Origin of the sequence: Streptomyces sp. PsTaAH-137, assembly GCF_003259365.1 — a bacterium.
Classification (GTDB): Bacteria; Actinomycetota; Actinomycetes; order Streptomycetales; family Streptomycetaceae; genus Streptomyces.
Map to the genome: position 1 here is coordinate 706,335 of NZ_QLLY01000001.1, position 22,814 is coordinate 729,148.

20 protein-coding genes are annotated in these 22,814 nt (G+C 72.5%); 11 read left to right on the forward strand and 9 right to left on the reverse strand.

What is annotated here, in order from left to right; translation table 11 throughout:
- Positions 1 to 97 precede the first annotated feature (97 nt).
- Entirely contained in the window at positions 98 to 1,120 is a 1,023-nt protein-coding gene (locus K377_RS03075) for a LacI family DNA-binding transcriptional regulator (protein ID WP_111661489.1), read from the forward strand.
- A 16-nt stretch (positions 1,121 to 1,136) separates the two neighbouring features.
- Here the strand turns inward: K377_RS03075 and K377_RS03080 are convergent, their stop codons facing one another.
- Positions 1,137 to 2,378 (reverse strand): hypothetical protein, encoded by a 1,242-nt coding sequence (locus tag K377_RS03080; protein WP_111661490.1) that lies wholly within the window; start codon positions 2,376 to 2,378, stop codon positions 1,137 to 1,139.
- A 77-nt stretch (positions 2,379 to 2,455) separates the two neighbouring features.
- Positions 2,456 to 3,454, reverse strand: a complete 999-nt coding sequence (locus tag K377_RS03085; protein ID WP_111661491.1) for an asparaginase — start codon at positions 3,452 to 3,454, stop codon at positions 2,456 to 2,458.
- Between the two features lie 95 nt (positions 3,455 to 3,549).
- On the opposite strand from K377_RS03085, the gene K377_RS03090 reads away from it, so the two are divergent.
- A complete protein-coding gene (locus tag K377_RS03090; protein ID WP_111661492.1) occupies positions 3,550 to 4,674 on the forward strand; it encodes a P1 family peptidase in 1,125 nt (374 codons plus the stop codon).
- Positions 4,675 to 4,683: 9 nt separating this feature from the next.
- Here K377_RS03090 and K377_RS03095 read toward each other — a convergent pair whose 3' ends face one another.
- The 3 genes from K377_RS03095 to K377_RS03105 all read right to left on the reverse strand — a co-directional run bounded on the left by K377_RS03095 (position 4,684) and on the right by K377_RS03105 (position 6,485).
- Entirely contained in the window at positions 4,684 to 5,589 is a 906-nt protein-coding gene (locus tag K377_RS03095; RefSeq protein ID WP_111661493.1) for a bifunctional helix-turn-helix transcriptional regulator/GNAT family N-acetyltransferase, read from the reverse strand.
- 111 nt (positions 5,590 to 5,700) lie between these two features.
- Positions 5,701 to 6,060, reverse strand: a complete 360-nt coding sequence (locus K377_RS03100; protein ID WP_111661494.1) for a DUF3618 domain-containing protein — start codon at positions 6,058 to 6,060, stop codon at positions 5,701 to 5,703.
- Positions 6,057 to 6,485, reverse strand: coding sequence for a phage holin family protein (locus tag K377_RS03105; protein WP_258394960.1), 429 nt, complete (start codon positions 6,483 to 6,485; stop codon positions 6,057 to 6,059). The genes K377_RS03100 and K377_RS03105 overlap by 4 nt, the downstream gene beginning before the upstream one ends.
- Positions 6,486 to 6,828: 343 nt before the next feature.
- Between K377_RS03105 and K377_RS03110 the strand changes: the two genes are divergently transcribed.
- On the forward strand, positions 6,829 to 8,349 hold the full coding sequence (locus K377_RS03110; protein ID WP_111661496.1) for a catalase: 1,521 nt from the start codon (positions 6,829 to 6,831) through the stop codon (positions 8,347 to 8,349).
- 114 nt (positions 8,350 to 8,463) lie between these two features.
- Entirely contained in the window at positions 8,464 to 9,126 is a 663-nt protein-coding gene (locus K377_RS03115; protein WP_111661497.1) for a GntR family transcriptional regulator, read from the forward strand.
- Here K377_RS03115 and K377_RS03120 read toward each other — a convergent pair.
- Together K377_RS03120 and K377_RS03125 are read right to left on the reverse strand one after the other, a co-directional pair.
- Positions 9,111 to 10,385: an MFS transporter gene (locus K377_RS03120; protein ID WP_111661498.1), complete on the reverse strand. Its 1,275-nt coding sequence runs from the start codon at positions 10,383 to 10,385 to the stop codon at positions 9,111 to 9,113. The genes K377_RS03115 and K377_RS03120 overlap by 16 nt on opposite strands.
- A 100-nt stretch (positions 10,386 to 10,485) precedes the next feature.
- Positions 10,486 to 11,421: a carbamate kinase gene (locus K377_RS03125; RefSeq protein WP_111661499.1), complete on the reverse strand. Its 936-nt coding sequence runs from the start codon at positions 11,419 to 11,421 to the stop codon at positions 10,486 to 10,488.
- A 146-nt stretch (positions 11,422 to 11,567) separates the two neighbouring features.
- Between K377_RS03125 and K377_RS03130 the strand changes: the two genes are divergently transcribed.
- Genes K377_RS03130 through K377_RS03145 form a run of 4 tightly spaced genes read left to right on the forward strand, consistent with a single transcriptional unit; the run spans position 11,568 to position 16,879 of the window.
- Positions 11,568 to 12,491, forward strand: a complete 924-nt coding sequence (locus tag K377_RS03130; RefSeq protein WP_111661500.1) for a DUF2877 domain-containing protein — start codon at positions 11,568 to 11,570, stop codon at positions 12,489 to 12,491.
- Complete coding sequence (fdrA, locus tag K377_RS03135; RefSeq protein WP_258394961.1) at positions 12,488 to 14,038, forward strand: acyl-CoA synthetase FdrA; 1,551 nt, start codon at positions 12,488 to 12,490, stop codon at positions 14,036 to 14,038. The genes K377_RS03130 and fdrA overlap by 4 nt, the downstream gene beginning before the upstream one ends.
- Positions 14,039 to 14,040: 2 nt before the next feature.
- A complete protein-coding gene (locus K377_RS03140) occupies positions 14,041 to 15,507 on the forward strand; it encodes a DUF1116 domain-containing protein (protein ID WP_111661501.1) in 1,467 nt (488 codons plus the stop codon).
- Between the two features lie 46 nt (positions 15,508 to 15,553).
- Entirely contained in the window at positions 15,554 to 16,879 is a 1,326-nt protein-coding gene (locus tag K377_RS03145; protein ID WP_111661502.1) for a cytosine permease, read from the forward strand.
- Here the strand turns inward: K377_RS03145 and K377_RS03150 are convergent.
- Positions 16,873 to 17,067, reverse strand: coding sequence for a DUF6479 family protein (locus tag K377_RS03150; protein WP_111661503.1), 195 nt, complete (start codon positions 17,065 to 17,067; stop codon positions 16,873 to 16,875). The two genes, K377_RS03145 and K377_RS03150, sit on opposite strands and share 7 nt — an antisense overlap.
- Positions 17,068 to 17,131: 64 nt before the next feature.
- Positions 17,132 to 18,157, reverse strand: coding sequence for an AAA family ATPase (locus K377_RS03155; RefSeq protein WP_161195164.1), 1,026 nt, complete (start codon positions 18,155 to 18,157; stop codon positions 17,132 to 17,134).
- Between the two features lie 346 nt (positions 18,158 to 18,503).
- On the opposite strand from K377_RS03155, the gene K377_RS03160 reads away from it, so the two are divergent.
- From K377_RS03160 to K377_RS03170, 3 genes are all read left to right on the forward strand, one after another.
- Positions 18,504 to 20,852: a LuxR C-terminal-related transcriptional regulator gene (locus tag K377_RS03160; RefSeq protein ID WP_111661505.1), complete on the forward strand. Its 2,349-nt coding sequence runs from the start codon at positions 18,504 to 18,506 to the stop codon at positions 20,850 to 20,852.
- Positions 20,853 to 21,007: 155 nt separating this feature from the next.
- Positions 21,008 to 22,297: a D-mannonate dehydratase ManD gene (gene manD / locus K377_RS03165; RefSeq protein ID WP_111661506.1), complete on the forward strand. Its 1,290-nt coding sequence runs from the start codon at positions 21,008 to 21,010 to the stop codon at positions 22,295 to 22,297.
- An 88-nt stretch (positions 22,298 to 22,385) separates the two neighbouring features.
- The gene (locus K377_RS03170) at positions 22,386 to 22,805 is read left to right on the forward strand and encodes an ATP-binding protein (RefSeq protein ID WP_111661507.1); all 420 of its coding nucleotides are present in this window, start codon (positions 22,386 to 22,388) and stop codon (positions 22,803 to 22,805) included.
- Positions 22,806 to 22,814 lie beyond the last annotated feature (9 nt).

Genomic DNA, 22,814 nt, shown 5'->3' on the forward strand with positions numbered 1-22,814 from the left:
ATGGCGATTACATCGTTGTAAATATCCGAGCGGGGCGGGATCCGGCCCGAAACCGTTTCGTGATGCTCGGTACGATCGCGGACGGCAGACGGAAGGAATGGACAGCGTGGCGGCCAGACCCAGGATCAAGGACGTTGCGGAGTACGCGGGTGTCTCGCCCAAGACGGTCTCCAACGTGATCAACAACTTCGAGCATGTCTCCGACCGGACCCGCGAGGTCGTCCGGGAGGCGATCGACGCCCTGGGCTACCGGGTCAACATCGCGGGCCGTCAGCTGCGGCAGGGCCGCACCGGCATGATCACCCTCGCCGTCCCCGAACTCGACGTCGCCTACTTCTCCGAGCTGGCCAAGCACGTGATGACCGAGGCCGACCGGCACGGCCGAACGGTGCTGCTGAACCAGACCGGCGGCTCACGCGAGCGTGAACTGGCCGCGCTGCACGGCTTCGACGCCCAGTTCTCCGACGGGATCATCCTCAGCCCGCTCGCGCTCCAGCCCCGGGACCTCGCCACCCGCGACCGCAGGCTGCCCGTGGTCCTGCTCGGCGAGCGGCCCGCGGAGGGCAGCACGGATCACGTCGCGATCGACAACGTCGGGGCCGCGCGCGACGCCACCGAACACCTGCTGGCGCGCGGCAGGCGCCGGATCGCGGTGGTCGGCGGCCGGGTCCGCGGCCGAGTGGGCACCGACCGGCTGCGCACGGACGGCCACCGGGCGGCCCTGAAGGCGGCCCATGTCCCCTTCGACCCCGATCTCGTGATCGGCGTCGACGCCTACCACTGGCGGGACGGCGCCCGGGCCGCGGCCGCGCTCCTCGAACTCCCGACGCCGCCGGACGCGCTGCTGTGCCTCAACGACCATCTCGCCCTGGGCGCGCTGCGGGCCCTGCACGAGAAGGACGTGAGCGTGCCGAAGGACATCGACGTGGTCGGCTTCGACGACATCGAGGCGTCCCGGTTCAGCGTGCCGACCCTGACGACGGTGGCCCCGGACAAGAAGGAGATCGCCCGCGCCGCGGTCGCCCTGCTCGTCGACCGCATCGACGACCCCGACGGCGGGCCGCTCCAGGACCACGTGGTCGGGCACGAGGTGATCGTGCGGGAGAGCACCGGAGGCTGAGGCCGCCGAGGTCTGCCTACCCCGTGGATCCCGGGCGTTCGAGGCGGACCACGACGGGAGCGTTGAAGGGGGCTCCCGACTGGTTGACCTGAACGTGCCCGCAGCCGAGCCAGATGTCGGTGCCGGGGACCCGGCGCACCGCCGACAGCCACAGCGACTGGTTCGACGACTTCCCCGCGCCGGTCGACACCGGGAGCCGGTGCCGCCCGACCTTGACGCACGTACCGTCGTCGCTCAGGTACCAGTTCCCGTCCAGGAGAAGACCACCGTCGTCCTGGCCCACCGGGACGCGCAGCTCGCAGCCGCCCGGCGCCGGGTCCTGCTCCACCCACTCCGAGCCCTCGCGGCGCAGCCGGATGTACTCGTCGTCGGGCTCGGCACCCTCGCCCTCACCGTGATTGAAGCTGTTCAGGCCGTACGCGCGCACCTCGCCGCCGTCGAGCACGAAGGCCGTGGTCAGCCCGGCGCCGGCCTCCGCCGGAATCGGGTCCTCGAAGCGGCTCACGGGGGTGTCGACCGCCCGCCACGACGTGCCGTCCCAGTGCATCGTGGCCGGCTGGTCGTAGGGGAGGCCGCCCGGCGCCTGCGTGCCGGGACCGGTCGAGCGCCGGCCCACCGCCCATACGTCGTCGCGGTCCACGACGGCGAGGTCCGCGGTCTTGTACGGGAGCCGGGTCGTCGTCCAGCGGCTGCCGTCCCAGTGCTGGGCGGACCGCTCGTCGGCCAGGGCCCAGATGTCGTCGGGGCCCGTCGCCTCCAGATCGCCGACGTTGCCCGTCGGCGGGTGCGGCACCGCGGACCACTCGGTGCCGTCCCACTGTGCCCACTCGGTCGTGCCGGACGCCTCGCCGGTGCCCTGCGGCCGCAGCCACAGCGTGGCCTCGCCGATCTCGTCGAGCTTGGGCGGGTAGTCGGACCGGCCCAGGGCGTCGGGCAGTTCCTCGCGCGTCCAGCGGGAGCCGTCGTAGTGCATCAGCGTCGCGGCGACGTTGCCGTTGTTCTCCTGGCCGACCGCCCAGATGTCGTCCTCGGCGAGGGCGGCGACATCGGTGAACTCGCCGTCGAAATCCGCTATGTGCGCGAACTTCCAGAGAGGGGAGGCCGCGGCGGACGTGGGGGAGGAGCGCGGGCTGCCGGAGCCGGTGGCCCGGTCCTTGCCCGGTTCGCCGTCGGTGCCGCATCCGGTGGCCGTGAACACGGCCGCCAGCACGGCGGCGGCCGCCAGGGCTCGGGACCCGGTCCCCGTGACGCTGCGCATGATCGCTCCCCTGTCTCCGGATTTCCGTGATCCGTCCGGCGAACGGCAGCGTATCGGCGCGTGGACAGCGGGACGGCTCAGACCCTGTCGAGCAGCGCCGACGCCCGTACGGCGCCGACCGGGTGGCCGTGGCCGAGGACCGGGACCTCGGTGAGCGCGGCGAGGCGCGGGTCGGCGTCGACGTCCACCCCGATGTGGCGCAGCGCCGCGGTCAGCACGACGGACCGGGGCCGCTGTCCGCCGTCGGCGATCTTCAGGGCGACGGCCGAACCGTCCGGCAGGGCCAGCGCGTAGACCCCTTCGGCGCCGTCCTTGGCGACGGCGCCGGGCAACGCGCGCATGAGGGCCGTGACATCGCGGCCGGTGCCGCCGACGTACTCGGGGTGGGCGTTCATCGCCGTGACCACCCGGTGCTCGTGACGGCCCGCGGGCGCGGTCGCGAGCCGGGCGAAGGCGCGGGCCAGACCGGTGAGGGTGAGCGCGAACAGGGGAGCGCCGCAGCCGTCCACGCCGACCGCGGCCGAGGTCTCGCCCGCCAGCTCCTCCAGCGTGCCGCGCAGGGCCCGTTGGAGCGGGTGACCGGGGTCGAGGCAGGTCTCGGTCGGCCAGCCGGCGGCGACACAGGTGGCGAGCATCGCCGCGTGCTTCCCCGAGCAGTTCATGGCGATCCTCGTCGGCCCCTGCCCGGCGGCGAGGTACGCGGCCTGTGCTTCGACGCCCAGGGGCAGGTCGGCCGTGCACCGCAGGGCGTCCTCGGTCAGCCCCGCTCCGGCGAGGATCCTGCGCACGGCGTCGAGGTGGAAGTCCTCGCCGGAGTGGCTGGCACAGGCGAGAGCGAGCAGTTCACCGTCGAGACCGAGTCCCGCCCGCGCCATGCCGACGCCCTGCAACGGCTTGTTGGCGGAGCGCGGAAACATGGGGGCGTCGACCGGGCCCGCGCTCAGGACCGTACGGCCGTCGGGGGCGAGCGCCACGACCGATCCGTGGTGCACGGACTCCAGGAAGTCCCCGCGCCAGACCTCCGCGAGCACGGCATGGGCGGTGTCTGGGGCGGCCCGGCGTTCTGAGGCGGTCATGCCTGTCCCTCCGATCGGTTGCGCGGCCCGGCGCGGGAACGCCGGTGGCCGTCGAGCTGTCGACAGTCGTCCCCCGTCGACAGAGGATCATCCCCATGACATCTCGCTCCGGCCACCACCCCGGCCTCCGTCCCCGCCCCCGGGACCTGGGCATCGCCCCGGGCGTGCTGCCGCCCGGCCCGGGGAACTCCCTCACCGATGTGCGGGGCGTCCGCGTCGGGCACGTCACGCTCGCCCATGACGACGCGGAGCTGCCCGTACGCACCGGGGTCACCGTCGTCGTCCCGGCGCCCGGCTCCGTGTTCCGCGACAAGCCCGCGGCGGGCCTGGAGGTCGTCAACGGCTTCGGGAAGGCCGCCGGTCTCAGTCAGATCGCCGAACTCGGCGTCCTGGAGACCTCGTTGGCCCTCACCAACACCCTCGGGGTCGGCGCCGCCCTCGAAGGGATCGTCCGGCACGCGCTCGACGGGCACCCCGAGATCGGCACGACCACCGGCACCGTCAACGCGGCCGTGTTCGAGTGCAACGACGGCTGGCTGAACGACATCCGCGGCCTGCACGTGCGTCCCCGGCATGTGCGCGCCGCCCTCGACGCGGCGACCGACGCGCCCGTCGCCGAGGGAGCGGTCGGGGCGGGCACCGGCATGGTCTCCTTCGGCTGGAAGGCGGGCATCGGCTCCAGCTCGCGCGTCGTCGACGCCGGGGACGGTATCCACTGGACCGTGGGCGCGCTGGTCCTCGCCAACTTCGGCAGCGCCGCCGACCTGACCGTCACCGGGATCCCGGCCGGTCGCACGCTCACCCCCGAACAGGCGGCGGAACAGGCGGAGTTCGCGCGCGGCGCCGGATCGTGCGTCGTCCTCGTCGCCACGGACGCCCCGGCCGACGCCCGGCAACTGCGGCGCATCGCCAGGCGGACCACGGTGGGACTCGCCCGGACCGGCGGCATCGTCCAGCACGGCAGCGGCGAGTACGCGCTCGCCTGGTCGACGGCCCAGCGCACCCCGCACACCCCGCAGGGTCCGGTGCGGGCCGCGTCCGCCGTCGCGGAGGACGGCCCCCTGATGGACCTGCTCTTCCGCGCCGCGGCCGAGGCCACCGAAGAGGCCGTCCTCGGCTCGCTGTTCGCCGCGCACCCGGTCACGGGCGTACGGGGCCACCACGCACCGGCGCTGCCCACGGAACAGGTGGCCCGGCTGGTCCGCGCGGCGACCCCGTGACCTGTGCCGTCAGCGGGCGCCCGCCGCCGTGACGCGCTTCTCGAACCAGAGATGCGCGTACGGCTCGTCGTTGAAGGCCGGGACCTCCTGGAACCCGGCCGACCGGTAGAGCCCGATCGCGGAGTCGAGCACCTTGTTGGTGTCCAGGCGCAGGATCTCGCGCCCGTGCGCGGCGGCCAGCGCCTCCAGTTCGGCGAGGAAGCGGCGGCCCAGGCCGAGACCCCGGGCGTGCGGGGCGATCCACATGCGCTTCACCTCGGCCGGCGCGTCGGCGGGCAGCTTCAGTCCCGCGCAGCCCACGGCCTCACCGTGCAGCCGCGCGACGAGGAACAGGCCGCGCGGCGGCCGGAGTTCACCCGCGTCGGGCAGCAGACTGCGGGCCGGGTCGAAACCGGTGTCGAAGCGCTCCTGGAGCTCGGAGAAGTAGGAGAACAGGCAGTCACGGGCGTCCGGATGGTCCGGGTCGACGGTGTCCAGGGTGACCGTCGCCGCCGTCAGCAGCCGGTCGACCTCCGCCATGGCGGCGACGAGCCGGGCGCGCTGCGTGGTGTTCAGCGGGGCGAGCAGGGACGCGGCCAGTTCGTCGCTGCGGCCGTCGAGCGCGGCCCGCTCCGTGCGGCCCGCCTCGGTGAGCCGGACGGTGCGCACCCGCCGGTCCCGGGGCAGCGGCTCCACGGTGACCAGACCGTCGGCCTCCAGGGCGCGCAGCAGCCTGCTGACGTACCCGGAGTCGAGTCCGAGCCGATCCCGCACCTTCCGCACGTCCCGGCCCTCGTCGCCGATCTCCCAGAGCAGCCGTGCCTCGCCGGCCGGCCGGTCGCGCCCCAGGTAGTGGTCGTGCAGCACCCCGACGCGTTGGGTGACGGTGCGGTTGAAACGGCGTACCTGATCGATCTCTGTCGCTTCCGTGGTCATTCTCTGACTCTAGTCAGAGAAATGCTCGCGGGGCAACGGCGAAAGCCGGGGCCCCGCGCCCGCGGTGCCCCGGCTGCCGTCCGCCTCACTGCCGAAGCGGGTCTCGTCGCCTCACTTCCTGCGCCTCCGCCGGGCCAGCCACAGGACGAGCGCCCCGGCGGAGGCGGCCAGCAGAGCGATGGCGCGAGGATCCCGCGCCGACCGGGCCGCCTCGGACCCCGCCGGGCCGGACAGCTTGTCCTGTGCCTGATGGGCGACGTCCGAGACCTTCGTCCTGGCGGTGTCCGCCGCTTCGGACGCCTGCTCCTTTACGTGCGCGGCCCGGTCCTTGGCCCGCGCCTTCACATCGGCCTTGGCGGCCAGCGCCTCGACCGTCTCGCCCAGCTCCGCGCGGGTCCGCTCGACCTTGTCGCGCAGCTCGTCCGGCTCGGACGCCGACCCGTGCGCGGGCGGCTCAGACTCGTGTGTCATCGGTGGGCACTCTCCTTGATCTCGGCCACGTCGGCCTTCACGTTCTCGATGGTCGCGGCGGGGGCCGGAGGGGCGGCCTTGCCGAACTGGCGCTTGCCCCGCGCGCCCAGCACGGCGGCGAGCACCCCGAGCACCGCGGTCACGGTCAGCGCGGCGGCCCACACCGGCCACACGACCGCGAGACCGGCGATCGCGGTCGCCACCGCCGCCTGAAGCATCAGGAACCCGACGATCCCGGCGCCGCCGAAAAGTCCCCCGCCCCTGCCGTAGCGCCTGCCCTTCTCCTTCATCTCCGCCTGAGCGAGCCGTAGCTCACCTCGCACCAGCTCGGTGAGCTGGTGCGAGGCGCGCTGGACCAGCTCACTGACCGGTTCCTGTCCCGTGTCGCGGCCTTCCGTGGCGGACTGCGGCCGGCTGTCGGGCACGGCGGTCACCTCCCCATTCGTGTGCTCCCCGGGTTTCCCGGGGTGTTCCGGATGCCTCCTGCAGGGCGTAGGCAGCCGGGTACCCAGACAGAGCGGGCCCATCCGTTTAGAGACGCCGCGCTCGGAGAGTCGGACGGTGGCCCCGTTCAGGGACGGGGCGAGCCGGGTGCGATTCCCGACAAATGGCCGACTCGCCGAAGGGGCCGCAGGATGGAAGAGCTGCCGGGGCGTTCCGCACGCCCCCGAGCGCGGAGGAGATGCCTCTCGGCAACGGGTCGTGTCGCGGAGTCGGCGAGGCCCACGAGGCGCGGACAACATCCCCATCGAAAGGCACGCGTTTCCCATGAGTGACGTCACAGGCAAAGCGACCACCACGGATGCCGGAATCCCGGTCGAAAGCGATGAGCACTCGCTCACGGTCGGCGCCGGTGGCCCGATTCTTCTGCAGGACTCCTATCTCATCGAGCAGATGGCCCAGTTCAACCGCGAGCGGATTCCGGAGCGACAGCCGCACGCCAAGGGCAGCGGCGCCTTCGGCCACTTCGAGGTGACGGCGGACGTCAGCGCGTACACGAAGGCCGCCCTGTTCCAGCCGGGGACCAGGACCGACCTCGTCGCCCGGTTCTCGACCGTCGCGGGGGAGCGCGGGAGCCCCGACACCTGGCGCGACCCGCGCGGATTCGCGGTGAAGTTCTACACCACCGAGGGCAATTACGACATGGTGGGGAACAACACCCCCGTCTTCTTCATCAAGGACCCGATGAAGTTCCAGCACTTCATCCGGTCCCAGAAGCGCCGGGCGGACAACAACCTCCGCGACCACGACATGCAGTGGGACTTCTGGACCCTCTCGCCGGAATCCGCCCACCAGGTCACCTGGCTCATGGGGGACCGGGGCATCCCGCGCAGCTGGCGCCACATGAACGGCTACACCTCGCACACGTACATGTGGATCAACGCCCAGGGCGAGCGGTTCTGGGTCAAGTACCACTTCAAGACCGACCAGGGCGTCGAGACCTTCACCCAGGACGAGGGTGACCAGATGTGCTCGGCGGACACGGACTACCACACCCGGGATCTATTCGAGCACATCCGCGACGGAGAGTTCCCCAGCTGGACGCTGCACGTGCAGGTCATGCCGTACGAGGACGCCGCGGACTACCGCTTCAACCCGTTCGACCTGACCAAGGTGTGGCCGCACGCCGACTACCCGCTCATCGAGGTCGGCCGGATGACCCTGGACCGCAACCCCACGGACAACCACGCGGAGATCGAGCAGGCGGCGTTCCAGCCCAACAACCTCGTCCCGGGCATCGGCCCCAGCCCCGACCGGATGCTGCTCGCCCGGCTCTTCTCGTACGCCGACGCCCACCGGCACCGGATCGGCGGCAACTACCAGCAGCTGCCGGTCAACGCCCCCGTCGCGCCCCTGCGCACGTACTCCAAGGACGGGGCGATGGCCTTCCGCAAGACGGAGGACCCGGTGTACGCGCCGAACTCCAAGGGCGGCCCGGCGGCCGACATCGAGCGCTACGCGCCGCCGAGCTGGCACGCGGACGGCGACATCACCCGCGCGGCCTACGTCGACCACGCCGAGGACGACGACTGGGGCCAGGCGGGCACCCTCGTGCGCGAGGTCTTCGACGACGCCGCCCGCGACCGGCTCGTGGACAACGTCGTCGGCCACCTCCTCAACGGGGTGAGCGAGCCGGTCCTGGCCAGGGCCTTCACGTACTGGTCGAACATCGACAAGTCCGTCGGGGAGCGCATCGAGCAGGGTGTGCGCGCCAAGGCGGACCAGAAGGACCCCAAGGCCGACCAGCAGGCCAACCCGGCGCGCAGCAGCATGCAGGACAAGGCCTGAGCAACTGAGCGACCGACCGATCCGGCACGGTCGACCGTCCGCCCGCCGCCCTCAGGGACGGCGGGCGGACGCCTGCGCGCAGGGGGCCGTGACCTGCGATGGGACAATGACGGCATGACAGGCGCTGAGGAGTTCACCCCCGAGTCGGACCGTGTCATGCGCACTCTGCGCGATCAGATCATCGAGGGGACGCGGGCGCCCGGCAGCAGGCTGGTCGAGCGGGAGATCGCCCAGGAGCTGGGGGTGAGCCGCCTCCCGGTGCGGGACGCGCTGCGGGACCTGGCGGGCGAGGGCCTGGTGACGCCGCGCCCGCGCACCTGGGCCGTGGTACGCGAGTTCACGCCGGCCGACATCGCCGACCTGGGCGAGGTGCGGTCGGCGCTCGAGGTCCTGGGATTCCGGCTCGCCGCGCAGCGTCGTACCCGGGCCGGCCTCGCCCGGCTCCGCGCCGATCTCGACGCCGAACTGGACGCCGCCGCGCAGGGCGACGGCACCCGGGCCCGGAACGCGGCGGCCGACTTCCACGAGACGGTCACCGACCTCGCCGACAACGCGCTGCTGAGCGAGCTCAACCAGACGCTGCGCAGCCGGATGCGCTGGCTGCTCGGCCAGCACGACGACTTCGGCGCCGTGGCCGGCGAGCACGAGGAGCTGTACCGGGCGATCGAGGCACGGGACGTGGGCCGCGTCGAGGAGCTGACGGAACGGCACCTGGCGACCAGCGAGGTGGAGGCCGTGGCGCACCAGCGCGGCCGGCCGGTTCAGACCCCGCGGTAACGCCAGAGCGCCGGCATCCGCAGCGCGAGAGCGGCCAGGAAGGCGACGAGGATCAGGGCGCTGACGAACGTGGTCGTGGCCACGCCCGCGTACTGTGCCGAGGCACCGAGGACGAGTGACGACACCGGCATGACGCCGATGGCGAGCTCCTGCACCCCCAACGCCCTTCCCTGCACGGCCGGTTCGGTCGTCATCAGCAGCAGGGTCGTCTGCAGCACCCCGAACGCGGCACTGAGCAGACCGATCCCCGCCATCAGCGCGAACGACACCGCCACCTGGTGCGACAGCGCGAACGCCGCCCACAGGGCCGCCCAGCCCGCGGTGCCGAACACGAACAGGCCGCCCTTGAAAGGGAAGTCGCCGAGCGCCGCGATGACCGTCGAGCCGACGAGCCCGCCGACGCCGCTACAGGTGAGCAGCCACCCCAGTCCGTCGGCGTCGAGCCCCAGCGACTGCCGCGCGAACACCGGCATGAACGCCTGATACACGGGCCACAGCAGCACGTTCGCGGCGAGGGTCACACCGAGTACCCCCGTGGCAAGGCGGCTGCGCAGGATGTGGCGCACACCGCCGACGAGCATGACCCGCAACGACTCCTCGGTGTACGGGAGTTCGGTGCCGCGTGCCCCACGGGCCCGGCGCAGCGGCCCCAGCGCGAGCAGGGAAAACCCGTACCAGCACGCGGAGATCCACAGCGCGGCCGCGGCACCGAAGGCGCTGATCAGGGCGCCGCCCAGGGCCGGGCCGAGGACCTGGGTCATGTTCATCGCCATGGCGTTGAGGGCGTTGGCGTTGCTCAGATGGCGGCGTCCGACCAGGGAGAGGACCAGCGCCGAGCGGGCGGGCTGCGACGGGGACTGCGCCAGACCGATGGCGAGGCCGCCGAGCACCAGCGCCCAGTACGGCACTTGTCCCGTCGACTCCAGGGCCGACAGGAGGACGGCGGCGCCCAGCGCCCAGCCGCACGCTATGGTCAGCAAACGTACGCGATCGTGACGGTCGGACAGCACCCCGGCCAGCGGTCCGAGCAGCATCGGGGCGAGTCGCACCGCGGTGAAGACCGCGAGCAGGAACTCCGAACCGGTGGTGTCGAAGACGATCCAGCCCAGCACCATCGTCTGGGTCCACGCCCCGCCGAAGAAGAACACGTTGGAGACCCACAGGGCGCGGAACTCCCTGCTCGCGCGCAACGCGGCGAGCGGACCCGCCCGGCCCGTCCGGGAGTTCTGCGGGGGTGCGTCCGGCGGGTTCCTGCGCACCGTGGCGGTGCTCCTCTCCTGTCGGTGCCGCTCCGGCGACGCGGGGCGTCGGGCGGAGCGGGATCGATACTTGGTATACCGGCGGGTGCCGAGGTGGGGTTCAGGCGCCGACGAAGACGACGTCGCCGGGCACGTCGGCCCGGATCTCCGTGCCGACCTCGCGGGCCAGCAGGTCGTCGAGGCGGTCGAGCGGGCCGATCAGAGCGCGTCCGCCGGCCCTGGCCACCCGCACCGCGGCCTCGACCTTCGGCTGCATCGACCCCTCGGCGAACTGCATGGCGGCCAGCCCCTCGGGGGAGGCGGTGAGGATGTCGCGCTGCTCCGGCGTGCCCCAGTTCTCACTGACGAAGTCGCCGTCGGTCAGCATGATCAGCATGTCCGCCCGCAGGTCGGCGGCGAGCGCGGCGCTCGCCGCGTCCTTGTCCACCACGGCCTGCATGCCGATCTGCCGGCCGCGGGAGTCGGTGCGCACCGGCACCCCGCCGCCGCCCACGCAGACGACCAGCGTGCCGTGGTCCAGCAGCGTGCCGACCAGGGGTGCCTGCATGATGCGCAGCGGGTGCGGCGACGGCACGACACGGCGGAAGGCGCCGCCGTCCTTGGCGATCGTCCACCGGTACTCGGCCGCGGCCTCGGCGGCGTCCTGCGCCGAGTAGGTCGGGCCGATCAGCTTGGTCGGCCGCTCGAAGGCCGGGTCCGCCTCGTCGACCTCGGTCGTGGTGACGAGGGCGGCCACCTCGCGCTCGCCCGCCAGGGCGTTGGACAGCTCCTGCTGGATGACGTAGCCGATCATGCCCTGGGTCTCGGCGCCGAGGATGTCCAGCGGGTAGGCGGCCACGTCCTGATAGGCGAGGTTCTGCAGGGCGAGCAGGCCGACCTGCGGGCCGTTGCCGTGCGTGATGACGACCTCGTGCTCGCGGGCCAGACCGGCCAGCGCCTGGCAGGCGCCGCGGACGTTGGCACGCAGCCGGTCGGCCGTCATCGGCTCCCCGCGTCTGGCCAGGGCGTTGCCTCCGAGAGCGACGACGATGCGCATGGTGATGTCCCTTGTCGAGAAGTGCGGGTACAGGTGTTCGCCTACGAGACGCCGAATGGTATACCAAGGTGGGTGTTCCGCAGGGGGCACTGTCGGAAGAGCTCGCACACCGGGTGGGAGCTGAAGCGTGAAAGGGGCGCGACGTCATGCACGGCGACGAATCCGCCCGGACGTGTACGGTGTTCGGGCTCTCCGGCGACGCCGAACTCCTGGACCTGCTGTGCGCGACGACCGGAGAGGGCCGGATCCACTCCGTCTTCACCCGCGTCGTCAACCTCCTCACCCCCGACGGCCTGCTCGTCACGCTCGCCGCCCGCGACGGCGGCGACGCTCCGCGGACCCTCGTCGTCGACACCCCCGACTGGACCGCGACCGCACTGACCGCCGGGCGGCCCGTGACGTTCGCACCCGGGAATATCCTCCTCGCCCCCGGACCCCGCCCGCTGCGCGTGACCAGCGCCGACGCCCGGTCCTGGCGCCCGAAGGCCCCGAGCCTCACCGGCTTCGCTCCCGGCACTCTCGCCCGCGTCTCCGCCCAACTCGACGCGCTCAACCAGGAGTTCGGCCCCCGAGGCGGCATGCTCGGCCCGGTCCCCGGCGCCGGACCGCTCGAACTGGCCGTCGCCCGCGCCCTCGACGCCGGACGCGCCACCCTGCTCACCGCACTGCGCCACGGCGAGGGCGACGCCGCGATCCGGCGCGGAGTCCTCGCCCTGCTCGGCCTCGGCCCCGGCCTCACCCCGGCCGGCGACGACTTCCTCACCGGCCTCACCTTCGTCGCGGCCCTGCCCGGAGCCGCACCCACCGGACTCGTCCCCGCCGTGCGCGCCGTCCTCGCCGAGCACCGCGGACGCACCACCGACGTCTCCCACGCGACGCTGACCGAGGCCACGCGCGCCCGGGTCAGGGCCGAACTCATCCACGTACTGCGGCAGTCGGCCGAAGAGGACCGGCCGCCGCACGCTCCTGTCCGCAGGCTGCTGGCCATCGGCCACACCTCGGGCAGCGACACCCTGTCCGGCCTGGTGGCCGGGCTCCACCTGGAAGAAGAACTGCGAGGTTCGCTGTGAGTACCACCACAGCCGTCGTACGGAAGAACACGTACTACGACTCCGTGTCCCTGATGTCCGTCTCGACCAAGGCCAACGCCCTGGAGGGGGTGGAGCAGGCCTTCACCGCCATGGGCACCGAGATGAACAAGGGGGTCCTCGACAATCTGGGCCTGCTCACCGACGAGCTGCGGGACGCCGCGAGCGGCGACCTGATGATCGTCCTCGTCGCCGCCGACGGCGCCGCCACGGACGCTCTGCTGACGCAGGTCGAGGAGCTGTTGCAGCGCAAGGCCCCCGCGTCCGCCGGGGCCGGAGCGGTCACCTACCGCACCCTCACCGGCGCCGCCGAGGCCGTCGACGGAGCCAACCTCGCGGTCATCGCCGTCAACGGCGCGTACGCGGCCCGCGAAGCCCGCAAGGCCCTCACCAGCGGCCTGCACGTGATGCTGTTCAGCGACAACGTCTCCGTCGCCGACGAGGTCGCCCTCAAGCAACTCGCCCACGAAAAGGGCCTGTTCATGATGGGCCCCGACTGCGGCACCGCCATCGTCAACAACGTCGCCCTGTGCTTCGGCAACAAGGTGCGCCCCGGCTCCGTCGGCATCGTCGCCGCCTCCGGCACCGGATCGCAGGAGGTCTCCGTCCGCGTCCACGCGCTCGGCGGCGGCGTCTCCCAGCTGATCGGCACCGGCGGCCGCGACCTCAGCGAGGAGGTCGGCGGCCTGATGATGACCGACGGGATCCGCGCGCTCGCCGCCGACCCGGCGACCGACGTCATCGTGCTGGTGTCCAAGCCGCCCGCGCCGTCCGTCGAGCGGAAGGTCCTGGCCGAGGCCGCCGCCGCGGGCAAGCCCGTCGTCGTCCACTTCATCGGCGGCTCCGAGGAGGCGGTCACCGCCGCGGGCGCGCACTTCGCCGCCTCCAGCCTCGACGCGGCCCGCCAGGCCGTGGCCCACGCGGGCGTCGAACCGGCCGCCACCACCGAGGAGTTCGACGCCGGGGCCGCCGCCGACGCCGTCGTGAGCCGCCTCGCGGAGGGCCAGCGCCACGTGCGCGGCCTGTTCTGCGGCGGCACCCTGTGCGACGAGACGATGTACGCCGTCCGGGACGCGGGCGTCGACGTGTACAGCAACATCCAGAAGGACCCGGCCTTCCGCCTCGCCGCGACGGCGCCGAGCACCGGCCACACCTTCCTCGACTTCGGCGACGACGACTTCACCAACGGCCGCCCGCACCCGATGATCGACCCCGCGCTGCGCCTGGAGCGGCTCGTCGAGGAGGCTAAGGACCAGTCCGTCGCCGCGCTCGTCCTGGACTTCGTCCTGGGCTTCGGCTCCCACGAGGACCCGGTCGGCACCACCCTGCCCGCCATCCGCGAGGCACAGCGCGTCGCCGCCGACGCGGGCCGCCACCTGCCGGTGATCGCGTACGTCCTCGGCACCGACCTGGACACCCCGTCGGTCGCCGCCCAGAGCGCGGCCCTCGAAGCCGCCGGCGTCCTCGTCACCCGCAGCTCCACCGAGACGGGCCGGTTCGCCCGCGAGATCGCCCGGAAGGCCAAGTAGTCATGAACACCCCCGAAGCGAACACCCCCGAGGCGACCACTCCCGCCGCCGCTCTGTTCGGCGCCGACCTGAACGTCGTCAACGTCGGCCTCGCCATGTTCGACACCGACATCGCGGCCCAGGGCGCCCGCGTCACCACCGTCGACTGGACCCCGCCCGGCGGCGGCAGCGTCGAGGCGGCCCGCGCCCTCGACACGCTGGACGCGCCCGAACTCGCCGCCCGCATCGAGGCGGCCAACGCCGAGGCCGTCGAGCGGATCACCGCCGCCCGCCCGATGCTCGTCGGTTACGGCCGCGCCCTCGACGTGGTCCCCGGCATGACCCCGACCACGATCCTGCACGCGGGCCCGCCGATCACCTGGGACCGTATGAACGGCCCGATGAAGGGCGCGGTCACCGGCGCACTCGTCTTCGAGGGCCTGGCGAAGGACCTGGAGGAGGCCGCCGAGGTCGCCGCCTCCGGGCGGATCACCTTCAAGCCCTGCCACGAGATGAACGCGGTCGGCTCCATGGCCGGCGTCACCTCCGCGTCGATGTACATGCACATCGTCAGGAACGAGACGCACGGCAACACCGCCTACACCAACCTGTCCGAGCAGATGGCGAAGATCCTGCGGATGGGCGCCAACGACGCGTCGGTCGTCGAGCGGCTGATCTGGATGCGGGACGTCTTCGGCCCGATGCTGAAGGAGGCCGTCGAGTTCACCGGCCCCATCGACCTGCGGCTCCTGCTGTCCCAGGCGATCCACATGGGCGACGAGTGCCACAACCGCAACGGCGCGGGCACCCTGCTGCTCTTCCAGGCCCTCGCGCCGGGCCTGCTCCAGTCGTCGTTCACGACCGCGCAGAAGAAGGAGGTCTTCGACTTCGTCGCGTCCTCCGACTACTTCTCCGGGCCGACGTGGATGGCCGTGGCGAAGGCCGCCCTCGACGCCGCGAACGGCATCGAGCACTCCACGATCGTCACCGCGATGGCCCGCAACGGCGTCGAGTTCGGCATCCGCGTCGCGGGCCTGCCGGGGCAGTGGTTCACGGGCCCGGCGCAGAAGGTCGTCGGCCCCATGTTCGCCGGGTACAGGCCGGAGGACTCCGGGCTCGACATCGGGGACAGCGCGATCACGGAGACGTACGGCTTCGGCGGCTTCGCGATGTCGGCGGCGCCCGCCATCGTCGCCCTCGTCGGCGGCACCGTCGCCGAGGCGGTGCAGTACACCCGGGACATGGGCGAGATCACCACGGCACAGAACACCAACGTCACCATCCCCGCCCTCGACTTCCAGGGCCTGCCCACCGGCATCGACGTCCGCAAGGTCATGGACACCGGCATCCTGCCGATCATCAACACCGCCATCGCCCACAAGGAAGCGGGCATCGGCATGATCGGCGCGGGCATCACGCATCCCCCCGCCGAGGCCTTCACCAAGGCGGTCACCGCCCTCGCCGAAGCGTTCGCCGGCTCTCCCTCCTGACGGTCCCGACGCGCGCGAGCGCCCGCCCCGGAAGCCCACACACACGATGAACACAGAGCACTCCGCCCTGGACCCGGCGAGACAGCCGGACACCGCTGCCCTCGACGCCGAGTACGAGCACAGCCCGGTCCCCGCCGACCGGCGCAAGTCGCTGTGGACGGTCTCGGCCGTCTGGTTCGGATTCCCGATGATCCTGACCAACGCCGTCCCCGGCGGCGTGGTCGTCGCCATGCTGGGCTTCTGGCGCGGGATGGCCGCCATCGCGGTGGCCAACCTCGTCATGCTCCTCTACGTGGGGATCCTCAGCCACCGCGCGGGCTCCACCGGCGAGAGCTTCTCGCTCCAGGCCACCCGCACCTTCGGCCGCGCCGGATACGTCGTCGCCGCCGCGTTCCTCGCCACCATCGTGGTCGGCTGGTTCGCGTTCAACACCGGGGCCACCGGCGCCACGCTCCACCAGGCGTTCGGCTGGCACGAGCGGCTGGTCGCCGTCCTGGCCGGGCTCGGGTTCATAGCCCTGACCTACCTCGGCATCAAGGCGCTGTCCTGGCTGGGCGCCGTCGCGGCCCCGCTCTTCATCGTCGCGGGCGTGACCGCCCTGGTGATCGTGGCCGGCGAGCACGATCTGGGGGCCGTCTTCTCGTACGAGGGCGTGGGCGGCGCCTCCACCCTCACCTTCGGCGCCGCCGTCTCGACGATCATGGCGACGTTCGCCGACTCCGGCACCATGACCGCCGACTTCACCCGCTGGTCGAGGAACGGCAGGCAGGCGGTCCTCGCGACCATCAGCGCGTTCCCGGTCGCCAGCGTCGTCGCGCAGGTCACCGGCGGTCTGGTGGTCCCGGCGGGCGCGATCGCCGCCCCGGCCGTCACCGGCGGCGACTTCCTGCCGATCCTGACCGGCGAGCACTCGGGCGTGCTCAACGTCCTGGCCGCGGTCTTCGTCTTCGTCAACCTCGGCTCGGTGTGCAGCCACTGCCTCTACAACGGGGCGCTCGGCTGGTCCCATCTGACCGGCCGGACCATGCGGCTGATGACGATCGTGCTCGGGCTCGTCGGCACGGCGGCCGCGCTCGCCGGCGTCTGGGACCACTTCCTCGACTGGCTCGTGATCCTCAGCGTCTTCGTCCCGCCGCTGGGCGGAGTCCTGATCGCCGACCAGTTCTTCGCCCGCGGTGGCCGCGGTGCGATGGACCGCCGGGCCACCACGGCCGTGCGGCCCACCGCGTTCGGGGCCTGGGCGATCGGCGCGGGCGCCGCTGCCGTCGCCCACTGGTCGGCGCCGCAGCTCTCCGACGCCGTCACCGGCCTCGTCGTCGCCGTCCTCGCCTACGCCGTGCTCGAACGGTGCGTGCCCGCTTCCGATCAGTGATCGTCCCGGCGCGGTTCGTCCGGATCCTGCCACGAGTCCTGCCGCGGCTGCGGCGACTGCGGCGGATTCGGGCGCCGGGCCAGGCGGCGCCTGCTCGTCCACAACAGGGTGAGCAGGCCGATCACGATCAGAACGCCGACGACGGTGAAGATCCAGGAGGCGCTGCCCGAGGCAGCCAAGGTACGCATACCTGCCTGTACCTCATGAAACGGCCGTCAATCACTTCAGCAGCACAGGCCACCCGGTTGGGGCTCAGGGCAGGCCCCGGTCCCGCCAGGCCCGGTACCGGGCCTGCTGTCTCGCGCTCTCGCCGAGGGCGACGAGCAGCCGCATCCCGTACGTGCGTACGGTCACCGGAAGCCAGAACGAGCCCGCCCGGCCGTGCAGCAAGGACCCCTCCGCGAGTCGGTCGAGTTCCTTCGCGACGTCCGGCAGCAGCCGGTCGCCGCAGACCCGCTGGGCGTCGTCAGCGGTGAACGCGCCGATGAAGACGGACAGCCGGGCCCACAGCAACCGCTGCGCGGGGGTGCACAGTTCGTGGCTGCGGCCCAGCACGGTACTCAGCGAATGGTGGTGCGCGGGGCGCCGCCGCGGATCGCAGTCCGGGGGCGCGAGATCGTCTCCGACGTCCAGCGCGTGCTCCAGTTCGCTCAGGCTCAGTGTGCCCAGCTTGGCCGCGGCGAGTTCCAGGGCGAGCGGCAGCAGGTCGAGGCGCCGGCACAGACTGCGCGCGAGCACATCGTGGAGCGGTGTGCCGACCGGGTCGGGCGCCGCCGCCCGCGCGCGGCCCAGGAACAGCTCCATGGCCGCCTCCTCGCTCAGCGGCCCCACGACGAGCACCCGCTCCGCCGCCGTCCGCAGCGGCAGCCGGCTGGTCACGAGGACCCGGACACCGGGACACCGCCACAGCAACTCGGGGACGAGGATCTGACAGGCGTCGGCCAGGTGTTCGGCGTTGTCGAGGACGAGCAGGACCTCGCGTCCGTCGAGATGGGACAGCAGACTGTCGCGCACCGGACGGCCGTCGGAGACGTCGAGACCGACGGCGGCGGCGATCGCGTGCGGCACCAGGGCCGCCTTGCGCAGCGGCGCGAGATCGACCACGTGGGCACCGCCGCGCGCGGCCGGACCCGCGGCGATCGTCCGGGCGAGCCGGGACTTCCCCACACCGGGCAGTCCGCTGAGGGTGAGATGGCGGCCGTCGGCGAGCAGCGCTCCGGCCTCCGCCAGGAGCGTGTCGCGCCCCACGAATCCCGCGTCCGGTGGATTGGCGTTCATGATCGGCTCCCGCCTGTCGTGCGCCGCCGTGGGGACGTCCTGCCGTGTGCGGGAACAGAGTCGGTCGGGGAGAGAGTGCGCGGCGTCCGCACGATGACCCATCAGGGGTACGGAAAACAGGGCCGAACGGTACCCGATCGTGGGCCTCCCGGTGCATGCCGGAACGGACTCGGTATACCGACAGGCCTACCGAGACGGCCGGGCGCACAGGGCGAGCCGGTCATTCTTTCAAATTGTCGCCCCGTCCGGGCGGTTCTGTGCGGAACCGGGGTGTGGCGGTCGGATTTCTCCCTAGCGTGATCGCAGGCCCTGTCACAGCAGTCCAGTCCTGGGAGCAGCACCGCTCATGAACGAACGTGCCAGCCGTCGCACCTCCGGCGAACTCCCCGCCGACGCGACCCACTTCATCGGCCGCCGGCGCGAACTCGCCCGGCTCGCCGACGTACTCGGCCGCGCCCGGCTCGTCACCCTGACCGGGCCCGGTGGCGTCGGCAAGACGCGGACCGCCGTCCGAGCCGCCCACCGGGCCCGGCGCGACTTCCCCGACGGCGTGTACATGGTGCACCTGTCGGCGCTGACCGACCCCGAGCTGCTCGCCAACACGGTGGCCGCGGCGCTCGATCTGCCCGAGCAGGCGGCCCGGCCCGCGATCGAGATCGTCGCCGACCATCTGGAGGACAAGGCGGCCCTGCTCGTCCTCGACACCTGCGAGCACCTGGTCGACGCGTGCGCGATGCTCTGCGACACCTTGCTGCCCGCGGCGCCCCGGCTGCGGATCATGACCACCAGCAGACAGCCGCTCGACGTGGTGGGGGAGCACGTGCTGCCCGTCTCCCCGATGGAGGTGCCCGACGGCCCGCAGGAGGCCGACGCCACCGCGCCGTGCGACGCCCTGCTGCTGTTCGAGGACCGGGCCGAGGCGGCGGTCGCCGGGTTCACCGTGAACGACGACAACCGCGCCGAGGTCCTCGCCCTGTGCCGGCGCCTGGACGGTATCCCGCTCGCCATCGAACTGGCCGTCTCCCGGCTGCGCGTGCTCTCCCTGGAGGAGATGCTCGGCCGGCTCGACGACCGGTTCCGCATCCTCACCGGCGGCCGGCGCACCTGCGTCCCGCGCCACCAGACACTGCGTACGGCGATCGCCTGGAGCCACGACCTGTCCACGGACCAGGAGCGGGTGCTGTGGGCCCGGCTGTCCGTGTTCGCGGGCGAACTGAGCCTGAGCGCGGCGGAGGAAGTCTGCTCCGACGACCGGACGCTGCCGCCCGAGGAGGTGCTCGACGCGCTCATCGGTCTCGTGGAGAAGTCCGTCGTCCTGCGGGTGGAGACCCCGGACGGCACCCGCTACAGGATGCTCGACACCATAAGGGAGTTCGGCCTGGACCAGCTGGCCGGGACGGGGGAGGCGGAGCGCACCCGCGCCCGCCATCTCGCCCACTTCCTCGGCAAGGCCCGCGACTTCGACCGGCGGTGGACGACCGACGCCCAACTGCCGCTGCTGCGCGCCCTCGTGCACGACCAGGCCAACCTGCGCGCCGCCCTGGAGTACTGCGCCTCCCCGCAGGGACCGGCCTGCGACGGCCTGGAACTGGCGACGGCCCTGTGGGGCTACTGGCACTGCACGGGCCTGCTCACCGAGGGCCGCTACTGGCTGCGCCGCGCTCTGGACGACTGCCCCGGCGACAGTCCCACCCGCGTCAAGGCCCTCTGGGTGAAGAGCTGGTTCATGGACCTCCAGGGCGAACGCGGCAACAACGAGGTGCTGCTGCGCGAGGCCGAGGAGACGGCCGCCCGGATCGGCGACCAGCTGGGCCAGGCCTGGACCCTCGCCTTCCAGGCCCACCGCCGCTATTTCGAGGGCCGGTTCGAGGGCTGCGCCGACGACTTCGACGAGGTGCGCTCGCAGCTGTCGGGTCTCGGCGACGAGCAGGGCCTGCTCATGCTCGGCTTCTACGCGGGCTTCATGCTGATCCTCGACGGCGACCTCGACAAGGGCATCGCCTGGTGCGACGACTCCCTCTCCCGCAACGCCGAACAGCCCCAGGAGCAATGGGCCCGGAGCTGGGCCCTGTGGGTCAAGAGCGTCGGCCTGTGGCTCCAGGGCGGCAAGGAGGGCCGGGAGGCGTCCGTCGAGTGCGCCCGCGAAGGCATCCGCTGCAAGGCGGCCCTGCACGACATGATGGGCCTCGCCCACTTCCTGGAGGGGCTCGCCTGGTACGCGGCGACGCTGCGCCACTTCGAGCGGGTCGCCGTCCTCCAGGGCGCCGCCGACGCGCTGTGGCGCCGGGCCGCCAAGGAGGCGCGGTTCGCCATCCCCGTACTCCACGAACTGCACGACGTGGCGGCCCGGGAGGCCCGTGAGGCGCTGGGCGCCGACGGCTACCACGAGTCGTTCAGCGAGGGCGGGCGGCTCTCCCCGGAGGCCGCCGTGGAGGCGGCCCTGCAACAGAGCACGGCGGAGGCCCCCGCGGTACCGGCCCAGCGTCCCGGCCCCGCCGAGGGGCTCACCCCGCGGGAGCGCCAGGTCGCGGCGCTCGTCAGCGAGGGCCTGACCAACAAGGAGATCGCCGCCCAACTCGTCGTGTCCAAGCGGACGGTCGACTCCCACGTCGAGCACATCCTGACCAAGCTGGGCTTCGGCTCCCGGTCGCAGATCGCCGCGATGCACGGAGCGAGCGGCGCCGTCCGGCAGTGATCCGCTCAGCCGGTCTACCCCCGGCCCGCATCAAGATCTACGGTGACGGAGTACCGCACGACCTGGACCGATACCCGGCCGCTGCTGTCTCCCGGTGTGTCTCCCGGGCGCGCGGTCCGCCCTTCGTCACGCCCCCGACCGATGGAGCTCTCCAGGTGTCCACCCCCGCCCCCGGCGTCGCCCGCGACGCCGGCACCCGCATCGCCTCCGCCGAGGTGCTCGTCTCCTCGCCCGGCCGTAACTTCGTGACGCTGCGCCTGCGCACCGAGGACGGCGTCGTCGGACTCGGCGACGCGACCGTCAACGGCCGCGAACTGGCCGTCGCCTCCTACCTCGACGACCACGTCACCCCGCTGCTCATCGGGCGCGACGCCCACGCGATCGAGGACACCTGGCAGTACCTCTACCGGGGCGCGTACTGGCGCCGCGGTCCCGTCACCATGGCCGCGATCGCGGCGGTCGACACGGCGCTGTGGGACATCAAGGCCAAGCTGGCGGGCCTGCCCCTCTACCAGCTGCTCGGCGGCCGCAGCCGGCGCGGCTGCCTGGCCTACGGGCACGCGAGCGGCGCCGACCTCGAGGAACTGTTCGACTCGATACGCGACCACCTGGACCAGGGCTACCGCGCCATCCGCGTGCAGAGCGGCATCCCGGGACTCGGCTCCGTCTACGGCGTCGCCTCCAGCGCCAACGCCGCGGTCGGCGAGACGGGCGCCACCTCCCGCTACGACCACGAGCCCGCCCGCCGCGCGAACCGGCCGGTGGAGGAGGAGTGGGACACCCGCGCCTACCTGCGGCACGCCCCGAAGGTGTTCGAGGCGGTCCGCGCCGAGTTCGGCCCCGAACTGCCCCTCCTGCACGACGCCCACCACCGCCTGACCCCCATCCAGGCGGCCCGGCTGGGCAAGGACCTGGAGCCCTACGACCTGTTCTGGCTGGAGGACGTCACCCCGGCGGAGAACACCACGATGCTGCGCCGCGTCCGCGAGCACACCACGACACCGCTGGCGATCGGCGAGGTCTTCAACACCATCTGGGACTACCGCGAGCTGTTCGAGGAACAGCTCATCGACTACGTACGCTCGCCCGTCACCCACGCCGGAGGCATCACCGCGCTGCGGCGGATCCTCGACTACGCGGCCGTCTACCAGATCAAGTCGGGCGTCCACGGCCCCACGGACATCTCCCCGGTCGGCCTCGCGGCCGCCCTGCACCTGGGCGTCGCGATCCCCAACTTCGGCATCCAGGAGTACATGAAGCACTCCCGCGCCACCGACGAGGTGTTCCGGCCCGCCTACCGGTTCACCGACGGCCTGCTCACCCCGGGCGAGGAGCCGGGCCTGGGCGTCGCCTACGACGACGAGGCCGCGGCGGCCCATCCCTACGCCGCCGCCTACCTCCCGGTGAACCGGCTGAAGCTGGACGGATCCCTGCACGACTGGTGATCGCGGCCAGGCGTGGCCCGGGGGAGCACGGGCAGGCGGGAGGGGTCAGGCGCACCACCACCCATCCGACCCCAGGAGGAGCCTCGTCATGAGCGCCTTCGACATGACCGCCGCGGGACGTACGACCTGTTCGCAGGCGCGGGCGGAGACCAGCGCCGCGGTCCGGCCGCTGTGCGCGGCGGTTCCGTGGCGGCTGGCGCGCCGGCTGTCCGAGGACGCGATGCTGGTCGCCGACGAACTGGTCTCCAACGCGCTGCGGCACGGGGACGGCATGACCCGCTTCAGCGCCTGTGTCCACGACCGCGCGCTGGTGATCCGGGTCCGTGACCGCAGCGACCGGCTCCCGGGCGACCAGCCCCACGACCCGACGCGGCCCGGCGGTTTCGGCTGGCTGATGATCCAGCACCTGTCCCAACGGGTCAGCATCGACCGGCACGACGACGGCAAGACCATCACCGCGGTGCTGGCCGGGGTACGGCCGCACGAAGGATCGCCCGCCAGGAGTTGAGCGGGTATC